The organism is Micromonospora sp. BL1 (assembly GCF_003667485.1).
GTDB classification, from domain to species: Bacteria; Actinomycetota; Actinomycetes; order Mycobacteriales; family Micromonosporaceae; genus Micromonospora; species Micromonospora tulbaghiae.
In genome coordinates, this window is record NZ_RCVK01000136.1 from 18925 (window position 1) to 27930 (window position 9006).

Below are 9006 nucleotides of genomic sequence, written 5' to 3' on the forward strand. Positions count from 1 at the left end.
TGCCTGCCCTTTTCGCGGTCCGCCCGGCGATCCCGTCCCGGCGGCGAGGCGCTACCGGTCCGGGCCGTCGAGGAGAGCGGCGAGTGTCGCCCGCGCCGCCTGCGGCAGCCGAGGGCTCGCCAGGGCGCGGCGCAGCAGTTCGCGCGCCGGCTCCGGGGCCTGCCGGGACAGTTCGGCGCCGTGCGCGACCAGCCAGCCCACCAGCCACTCGTCCACCTCGGGCGGCCCGGCGAGCAGATGGTCGGCGACCCGGGTGACGGGGCCGCCGTTGTCCGCGAGCGCCTGCGCCGCGTGCCGGTGCAGCGTCGGTCGCAGCGCGGCGGGGATGCTGCCGGCGAGCGCCCGCCGCAGCACCGGTTGACGGAACGCCAGCTCGCTGCCCGCGTCCACGAGGACGTCGGCGGTGACCGCCTCCTCCAGGTCGGACATCAGGTCGAACGGCGTGCGCCCGGTGACCGCCGCGACCTCGGCGACGGCGAACGCGTCGCCGAGCAGGGCGGCGTAGCGCAGCGCCTCCCGCGCGCCGGGGGAGAGGTGGTCGAGGCTGGCCCGCACGGTGTCCAGAAGCGACCGTGGCATCTCGTCGGCCCGGGCGTCGACCTCGGCGAGCCCGTCGACCACCCGTACCCCGTCCTCGGCCACGAGGCCGGTGACCAGTTCCCGGGCGTACAGCGGGTTGCCGGCGGCCAGCGGCGCCAGCGACCGCAGCGTGGCGCCGGGCGGCACGCCCACCGTCCGGCCGAAGATCTGCTCGATGTCGGACGGGGGCAGGGGAGTGAGCCGGATCAGGTGCCCGTCGCGGGTGCTCACCCCGCGCCGTAACCGGGCCAGGTCGCGGCGGCCGGGCTCGGGCCGGGCGGTCGCGACGAGCAGCAGCGGCAGCCACCGGGTCAGCGCGGCCAGCCGCTCCCAGGCCAGCAGACTCGCCTCGTCGGCCCACTGGAGGTGGTCGACGGCCAGCACCAGCGGGCCCTCGGCGGTCAGCCGGCGGACGTGGTCGAGCACCCGGTCGACGGCCGTGGCCGGGTCGTCGTGCGGCACGTCCTCCAGGCGCAGCGCCCGGCGCATCACGTGCAGCGGGAACCGGCTGCTGAGTTCCTCGGCGCTGCCGCGCGCGACCCGGTGGCCCAGCGCCCGCGCCTCGTGCAGCGCCGCGTCGAGCAGCGCCGACTTGCCGATGCCCGGCTCACCCTCGATCCACACGATCGCGCTGCGGCCCTCGCCCAGCGCGGCCAGCAGGCCGCGCAGCAACGCCAGCTCGCCGTCGCGTCCGACCAGGCGACCCCACCGCGGTACGGCCGGCGCGGCCACCGCTGCCGGCGTCACCGGTCCGGCCGGTCCAGCCGCTGCGGCGAGGATCCGGCTCTGCAACTCGCGCAGGGCCGGGCCGGGCTCGACGCCGAGTTCGCCCACCAGCACCCGGCGCGCCGCGTGGAAGACGTCGAGCGCCTCGGTGCCCCGGCCGGCCCGGTGCAGCGCGCACATCAGCAGCTCGTGGAACGGCTCGTGCAGCGGGTGGTCACGGACCAGGGCGGTCAGGTCGGCGATCAGCGCGTCGTCGCCGCCGCCGGTCAGGACCAGCCGGGCCCGCCGCTCCGCCGCGGCGATCCGCAGCTCGGTCAGGCGGTGCCGGTCGAGGTCGGCGAAGAGTCCGGTGACGTTCGCGTACGCCTCGCCCTGCCAGAGCGCGAGCGCCTCGTCGAGCAGGGCGACGGCCTGCCCGGACCGCCCGGCGGCAGCCGGCTCCACCGCCGCCTCGCACAGCGCCTCGAACCGGTCGGCGTCCAGCGCGCCCGGTTCGAGGCGCAACGTGTACCCGGCCCGGCCGGAACGCAGCATCCCTCCCGCCGGGCCCAGGCTGCGCCGCAGCCCGGAGACGTAGGTGTAGATGTTGCCCGCCGCGGTGCTCGGCGCGGACTCGCCCCACAGCGCCCGGATCAGCTCGGCGCGGGTGACCGGGCGGTTGGCGTTCGCGGCCAGCATCGCGAACAGGGCCCGCCGCCGGGCCGGTCCGAGGCCGATCTCGACCGGGCCGTTCCAGGCGCGTACCGGGCCCAGAACGGTGACGCGCAGTCTCCTCACCGGTGGCCGACGACCGCCGGTCCGACGCTCGCGGAGGGCCCGTCCACGCCGGCGATCCGGCTCATCTCGGCGCGCGTCGCGGCGTCGCCGGTGTGCGCCGACACCCAGCTCGCCTCGGCCCCGGCGGGCAGCCCGCAGCGGTGCAGCACCCGGGCCAGTTCCGCGGTGAGCAGCTCGCGGGACGACGGGGAGAGGCCGGGCGAGGCGACGGCGTGCCGCAGCACCGCGATCGCGGGCGCGGGCGCGACGGCGCTCAGCTGCGCGGCGTGCGTGGTCAGCCAGTCCTGCACCCAGGCGTCGACCGGCACCGGCCCGGCCAGCAACTGGCCCGCGACCCGGCCGAGGTCGCCGCCGGCCTCGGCGAGCCGCTGCGCGAACTGCCGGTGCATCAGCACCCGCAGCGCGGTCGGGATCGCGCCGCGCAGGACCCGGCGGATGACCGGATGCCGGAACCGCAGGCGGCGCCCGTCCTCCACGAGGACGCCGGCGGCCAGCGCCTCCTCCACGGCCGGTACGAGTTGCGGCGCCGACCTGCCGGTGACCGCGGCCAGGTCGGCGACCAGGTAGTTGTTGCCGAGGAATGCGATCGCCCGCAGCAGTTGGCGGGTGTCGTCGGCGAGCGGTTGCAGGTGCCGGGAGACCGCGTCGGTCAGTTCGGGGCCGGGCGTGTCGGCGGTCCGGCCGTCGTGGTCGGCGAGGACGAGATGCCGCAGGTAGTACGGGTTCCCGGCGGCCGCCGCGACGAACGAGCGCGTGGTGCCGGCACCCGGCCCGGGCGGGCGGGACCAGTCGCGCACCAGCGCGGTCGCGGTGTCGTCGTCCAGCGGGCCGAGTTCGACGAGCGTGGTGCCGTCGCGGGGCAGCACCCGGCGCAGGAGCCGCACCTCGTATCCGGCCGGGACCGGGCGGGCGGCGGACACTAGTAGCAGCGGCAGCCGCATGGTGAGCTTGTGCAGCGCGTGCCAGACCAGCAGCGACATGTCGTCGGCCCACTGGAGGTCGTCCAGGACCAGCAGCAGCGGCCGTTCGGCGCACCGTTCGACAACGAACCGCTGGACCGTGTCGATCACGGTCATGGTCGGTGGCGCCCCACCGGAGCAGGCGTGCAGCGAGGCGGGCAGGCCGTCCGCGTCGTTGCCCAGGGAGAGGCACTCCAGCACGATGCTCAACGGCATCCGGTACGCCAGCTCGTCGCCGACGGCCCAGCCGACCTGGACGCCGAGCGGTGCCGCGCCGCTGAGTCCCTCGGCCAGCAGCGCCGACTTCCCGATGCCCGCCTCGCCGCTGATCCAGACGCTGCCACCGCGCCCGTCCGCCAGGCCGGTCACCGCCGACCGCAGCCGGGCCAGCGCTGCGGAACGGCCCCGGAAACCGGGGTGCCGCTGCGGGATCGGACCGGGGCCGCGCGGCGGGGCCGGGCTGCCGGCCGACAGCTGGTCGTGGATCTGCCGGACGGCTGCGGCGGGTTCGGTGCCCGACTCCTCGACCAGCCGGTCCCGCAGCGTGGCGTAGAGCGCGAGCGCCTCGGCGGTACGGCCCTGCGCGGCCAGCGCCCGCATCGCCACCGCGTACAGGCTCTCCCGGGCCGGGTGGCGGTCGACGAGCGCGAGCAGGCGGTCGACGACCTCGGCGCCGCGTCCGAGGCCCAGCATCAGCTCGGCCCGCCGTTCCACAGTGGTCAGGTACAGCTCGCCCAGCCGGATCCGGTGGCCGGCGGCCCGTGGTCCCGGTACGCCGACGAGCGCCTCGTCGCCCCGCCACTGCGCGAGCGCGGCGTCCAGGGCGGCCAGTTCGCCGGCGGTGTCCCCGGTGGCGCGGGGCGCGCGGCTGCGTTCGCGGAGCCGCTCGAAGCGGTGCACGTCGACGGCGTCGGCGTCGAGGTGCAGCCGGTAGCTGCCGCCCTCGGAGGTGAGCACCCGGCCGGAGGACCACCTGTCCCGGTCCGGTTCGAGCATCCGGCGCAGGGCGGAGACGTACGTGTAGAGGTTGCCGGTCGCGCTGGCCGGCGGGTGGTCACCCCAGACTGCGGTGATCAGCTCGTCCCGGGACAGGCCCCGCTCCGGGGTGAGCGCCAGCGCGCTGAAGACGGCCCGGCGCTGAGCCGAGCGCAGTGGCAGCTCCCGCCCGGCGTACGTGATCCGGAGATTGCCCAGCAAGCGGATGTCGAAGCCACTGCACTGTGCCGTCATGCCGTCCTCGTGGTGACCGGATACCTGCCTCGGTGACAACCGTTCGGCGGAACCCTAGCCCAACCATCAACCATGTCAACTTCGTGTGGATGACGGAAAGGCTTACGGCGCAGGACTTTCCGGTGCGTGCGGCGTTCGCCTCGGCCGCTGCCGGGCGCGCTAGCAGGCAGTCTTCCCGGGCCCTGCCGGGACCGTCCACGACGGACCGGCGGGCGGCCGGGGGTCGCGGCGAGACGATACTCACCTCGTCGGGGGCCGGCGTCCGGCGCCGGCCCCCCGGCGAGGTGGCTCAGCTTCCGGCGCAGGTGGCGGTGGCGCCGCCGCCGGTTCCGGTGCCCTGGAACCCGAAGGTGGTGGTCTGCCCGGCGGCCAGCCGTCCGTTGTAGCTCTGGTTGGCCACGGTGACGGTGCCGCTGGTGCCGCTGGGCACGCCGTTCCACAGCGAGCTGATCGCGGCGCCGCCCGGCAGCGTGAGCGTCACGCGCCAGCCGGTCAGCGCGGCGCTCCCGGCGGTGACCGTCACGTTGGCGACGAAGCCACCGTTCCACTGGTCCTGGACGGCGTAGACGGCGGTGCAGGAGGCCCCGCCCGGTGGCGGCGTGGTCGGCGGCGGGGCGTCCAGCGTCAGGTTCTTCTGCTGGACGCTCCACTGGCTGCGGCACAGGCCGCAGTCCGGGCCGACGAAGTTGGCGCCGGCGCTGATGTCGCCCTTCAGGCGCCACTTGAGGTAGAGCACCGCGACGCGGCCGAACTCGCCGCCGTTGGGCTGGTCGTACGTGCCGCCGTGTCCGACGTTCAGGTTGCCCATGAAGGCGGGCAGCCCGGCCGGCAGCTTGCCCCAGTCGTCCATCGCGTTCAGGTACGCGATGTCGCTGGGCCCGCCGACGAAGTACGCGATCGGTTTGGTCAGTCTCCGCAGCTGGTAGTCGTCGGCGTCGTTGAGCAGGCCGCTGCTGAAGATGCCGGTGGTGGTGACGCGCGGGTCGTTCGAGACCGCGTACGCCTCCAGGCCGCCGCAGGAGAACCCGGCCACGGCGATCTTCGTGGTGTCGATCCGGTTGTGGTACTTGCTGCCCGACCGGGAGTTCTCCGCCACCGCCCAGTCGATGGACTGGGTGAGCATCTGGGAGTTCGTGGAGCCGGAGCCGTTCGGTGCGCCGTTGGCGATGGCGAGGAAGCCGTGGGAGGCGATCTCGCGGAGGAAGTTGCCCTGCGACAGGCCGTTCGCCGAGCAGGCGCCGTTGCCCCAGACCAGGACGGGAAGGCGCTCGGACGGGAGCGTCTGGGGCCGGAAGATGGTGTGGTTGGGCAGGCTCGACGAGGTCTCGTAGTCGGCGGGGTAGGGCCCCGAGCCGCCGATCGCGGCGCCCGCGGGTGTCGCGCCGAGCGCCACGACCACGGAGGCGAGCGGGACGATGGCGGCCGCCAGCCCGGCGTAGATCTTCGATCTTCTTCGCATGCGCCCTCCAGGGGACGTCGTGGCGGCGCTCCCTGGATGGTGGTGGTGGCGGTGTGTCGGCCACGTCGGTGTGGCGCCGCCGCGATGCGTCCCCGCAGGGGGACCGGCGGGAGCTTTTGCAGTTACTATCACCGCCGCAACGAAATGTGTCAATACACGTTGGTCGATGCTTGCTGCCGATTTGATTGACAACTCAACCTTTCTGCGGCACCGTTGGCATCGATGCGCATCGCTCCTGACGGGGCGGGAAACCGCCGCCCCTCCCTGGCCGCCCACCGTCCCTGGAGGACAGCATGCGCACGTCCGCCCTGCGAATCGCCGCCGGTTTCGCCGCCGCGGCCCTGACCGTCCCGCTGTTCGCCGCGCCCGCCGCCGCCGAGCCGGCGACGATCCCGAACCCCGACACGGGCCTGGTCTTCTACTCCAGTAATCCGCTCGCCGTGGTCGCCCGGCAGGCCGCGCCGGACGACCTCTGCCGCCCGTTCCCGGCCGACGCCGACTGGCTGCTCGGCTGGAGCGGCGGCTTCCAGAACGTCATCGGCTACCAGTCCGCCGACTGCAGCGGGCACGGGTACGGGCTCGGCCTCTTCCGGGGCTGGACGACGCGCGGCACGTTCGGCTCGTACCGGACGCTCTGACAGACCCTCGCGACGCCGGTCCGCGGTATGCCGTGCGAGGCGTACCGCGGACCCCTGGCGCCACATGTCTTGCATAACAAGGTATCTTGCGACGCATGGACGGCGCACGTGAGCGGATCACCACGAACATCCGCAAGGGCGTGCTGGAGTACTGCGTGCTCGCGCTGCTCTCGCGACGCGACATGTACGGCCTGGAACTGGCCGAGTGGCTCGCCGTCCGTGGCCTGACCGCGAGCGAGGGCAGCCTGTATCCGCTGCTCGCCCGCATGCGGCAGGCGGGCACCGTGGAGACCCGGTGGGTCGCGCCCGAGCAGGGGCACGCCCGGCGGTACTACACGATCACCGATCAGGGGCGGGCGCACCTGCGGATGTTCGCGGCGGTGTGGCGGGAGATCCAGCCGCACGTGGACGAGTTGATGGCGGAGGAGACATGAGCGACGACGGCCTCCCGGAGGCGGCGGAGACCTATCTGCGGGCCCTCGACGCGGAGTTGTCGGAGATCCCGCCGTACGCCGCGCACGAGATCGTCGCGGACGTCCGTGCGCACATCGCCGACGCGCTGGACGGCGGACGCGACATCGCCGAGATCCTCGCCGGTCTCGGCGGTCCGGACACCGTGGCGGGCCAGGCGCGGGAGGAACTGGGCCTGCCGGTCCAGGACGGCGCGGAGCCGGCCGCCCGGACGCTGTCAGTGGTCGCGCTGGCGGCCGGCGTGCTGATCGCCGTGTGCGTGAGCTTCCTGCTGCCGTCCGCGGTGCCGGTGGACCCGCTCGGGGCCGACTCCGGCGAGCAGGGCGTCGTGCGGCGGTTCGGCCCCGGGATCGCGCTGCTCACCCTGCTGCCGGCGCTCCTCGTGGCCGCGCCGCTCGTGCTGCCCGGCCGGGTCCGCGGCGCAGCACGGTTCGCCGCCGCGACGGTCCTCACCGTGGCCGCCTGCGCGGCCGGCGAGATCGGCCTGTACTACGTCCCGCTCGCGCTGGTGGCCTGGGCGGCGGCGACCGTGCCGTGGGCCGTGCGGCGGGGAGCCGGTGGACGGTGGTGGCGCTACCTGACCGGCGGGTTCGTGGCGCTGCCCGGCGTGCTCGTGGCGGTCGCGTCGGCCGGCGGCTCGGTCGGTGTCGGCTGGGTGGGCGCGGCGCTGTGGATCGCCGGACCGCTCGCGGCCGGCGCGCTGTGCGCGTACGGCATCCGGGCGGGATACGCGGTGACCGCCTTGGCCGGCGCGCTCGTCATGATCCTCGCGATGGCCGAGCGCGGCTTCCTGTTCGCCGCGTTCTGGCTGTTCGGCGGGCTGTACCTGGCGATCGGCGCCGGCGGGTACGCCGCGTCGCGGACCGCCGACGGCGAACCGGCCGGGACACCCGGGCCACCGGCACGGACGCGCCCCGCGCCGGCCCCCGGAGGCTGACCGGGGGCCGTGGCAGCGCCGGTGTGGCCGGCCGGACGGCTACGGGGCGGCGGCCGGCGAGTCGGCGACGCCGCCCGGCGAGTCGGCGCCGGCGGCCTGCGGGTCAGCGGCGTCGTGCGCGGCCATCTCGTCCTGCCGGGCGGGCTCCTCGCGCAGGATCGCGGCGTGCAGCCACGCGTCCGGGATGGCGAAACCGTCGACGAGCGTGCGCATGTACGGGCGCAGCTCCTTGAGCAGCCCGTTCACCACGCCGGTGATCGCCTTCGACCGGGCCGGGGTGAGCCGGCCGTGCTCCAGCAGCCAGCCCTTGTTCGCCTCGATGACGCTCAGCGCGTACAGGTCGCAGACCCGCGACAGCAGTTCCTTGACCGCCGGGTCGGCGGTGGCGTCGATGCCTGCGACGAACGCCTCCAGCGTGACGCGGTCGACGTGCGCGGCGGCGACGGCGAGGACGTGGTCCTGGACGTCGTTGAAGATGTCGAACGGGCGGTCCTTCTTGCTGGACGCGCCACCGCGCAGGCGGCGGACCGCGCTGTCGAGCAGGTGTTCCTCCCGGTCCTCGAACACCTTGAGCTGCCAGCCCCGGTCGGTGACGGCGACCTCGTCGTCCCGGCCGGGCACGGCGCCGACCAGCCGCGCGATGAGCGCCCGGGCGGCGGTGCGCTCCAGCACCATCTCGCGTACCTGCTCGGCGACGAAGGACGCGCGTCCCCAGCCGTCCAGAGAGCCGAACTCGTCCCGGTAGCCGGTCAGCAGCCCCTTGGCGACGAGCTGGAGCAGCACCGTGTTGTCGCCCTCGAACGTGGTGAACACGTCGGTGTCGGCCTTGAGGCTCGGCAGCCGGTTCTCGGACAGGTAGCCGGCCCCGCCGCACGCCTCCCGGCACGCCTGGATGGTGCGTGTGGCGTGCCAGGTCTGCACCGCCTTGAGCCCGGCGGCACGCGACTCCAGCTCCCGCTGCCGGTGCTCGTCGACCGGCCCGTCGCCGCCCTGGATCTCGTCGAGCGCGGCGACCAGCTCGGTCTGGGCGAAGTGCAGCGCGTACGTGGTGGCCAGCGCGGGCAGCAGCTTGCGCTGGTGGGCCAGGTAGTCGTTGAGCAGCACCTCGCGGTCGCCCTCGGCGTCACTGAACTGGCGGCGGATGTCGCCGTACCGCACCGCGATGGCCAGGGCCGCCTTGGTGGCCGCCGACGCGGCGCCACCCACGCTGACCCGGCCCCGCACCAGCGT

7 protein-coding genes are annotated in these 9006 nt (G+C 74.7%); 3 read left to right on the forward strand and 4 right to left on the reverse strand.

The genetic code is table 11. The features are described 5' to 3' along the window. Nucleotides 1-51: 51 nt before the first annotated feature. The 3 genes from EAD96_RS03055 to EAD96_RS03065 form a co-directional block, all read right to left on the reverse strand. Nucleotides 52-2082: a BTAD domain-containing putative transcriptional regulator gene (locus EAD96_RS03055; protein WP_121683190.1), complete on the reverse strand. Its 2031-nt coding sequence runs from the start codon at nt 2080-2082 to the stop codon at nt 52-54. Beyond that, nucleotides 2079-4271 (reverse strand): BTAD domain-containing putative transcriptional regulator, encoded by a 2193-nt coding sequence (locus EAD96_RS03060; RefSeq protein WP_121683191.1) that lies wholly within the window; start codon nt 4269-4271, stop codon nt 2079-2081. Before EAD96_RS03060 ends, EAD96_RS03055 begins: the two co-directional genes overlap by 4 nt. Nucleotides 4272-4560: 289 nt before the next feature. Further along, on the reverse strand, nt 4561-5730 hold the full coding sequence (locus EAD96_RS03065; RefSeq protein WP_121683192.1) for a cellulose binding domain-containing protein: 1170 nt from the start codon (nt 5728-5730) through the stop codon (nt 4561-4563). Nucleotides 5731-6023: 293 nt separating this feature from the next. Between EAD96_RS03065 and EAD96_RS03070 the strand changes: the two genes are divergently transcribed. From EAD96_RS03070 to EAD96_RS03080, 3 genes are all read left to right on the forward strand, one after another. Continuing rightward, entirely contained in the window at nt 6024-6368 is a 345-nt protein-coding gene (locus EAD96_RS03070; protein WP_121683193.1) for a hypothetical protein, read from the forward strand. A gap of 95 nt (nt 6369-6463) precedes the next feature. Beyond that, the gene (locus EAD96_RS03075) at nt 6464-6802 is read left to right on the forward strand and encodes a PadR family transcriptional regulator (protein ID WP_121683194.1); all 339 of its coding nucleotides are present in this window, start codon (nt 6464-6466) and stop codon (nt 6800-6802) included. Continuing rightward, nucleotides 6799-7776 carry a DUF1700 domain-containing protein gene (locus EAD96_RS03080; RefSeq protein ID WP_199733053.1) on the forward strand — a complete coding sequence of 326 codons (978 nt, stop codon included), beginning with the start codon at nt 6799-6801 and terminating at the stop codon, nt 7774-7776. Before EAD96_RS03075 ends, EAD96_RS03080 begins: the two co-directional genes overlap by 4 nt. Nucleotides 7777-7815: 39 nt before the next feature. Here the strand turns inward: EAD96_RS03080 and EAD96_RS03085 are convergent. Further along, the coding region (locus EAD96_RS03085; RefSeq protein WP_255498954.1) for an acyl-CoA dehydrogenase at nt 7816-9006 on the reverse strand (1191 nt) is incomplete at its 5' end.

Coding starts and splice junctions, on each gene's coding strand:
- EAD96_RS03060 (WP_121683191.1), bottom strand. CDS start 4,271: ATGACGGCACAGTGCAGTGGCTTCGACATCCGCTTGCTGGGCAATCTC.
- EAD96_RS03065 (WP_121683192.1), bottom strand. CDS start 5,730: ATGCGAAGAAGATCGAAGATCTACGCCGGGCTGGCGGCCGCCATCGTC.
- EAD96_RS03070 (WP_121683193.1), top strand. CDS start 6,024: ATGCGCACGTCCGCCCTGCGAATCGCCGCCGGTTTCGCCGCCGCGGCC.
- EAD96_RS03075 (WP_121683194.1), top strand. CDS start 6,464: ATGGACGGCGCACGTGAGCGGATCACCACGAACATCCGCAAGGGCGTG.
- EAD96_RS03080 (WP_199733053.1), top strand. CDS start 6,799: ATGAGCGACGACGGCCTCCCGGAGGCGGCGGAGACCTATCTGCGGGCC.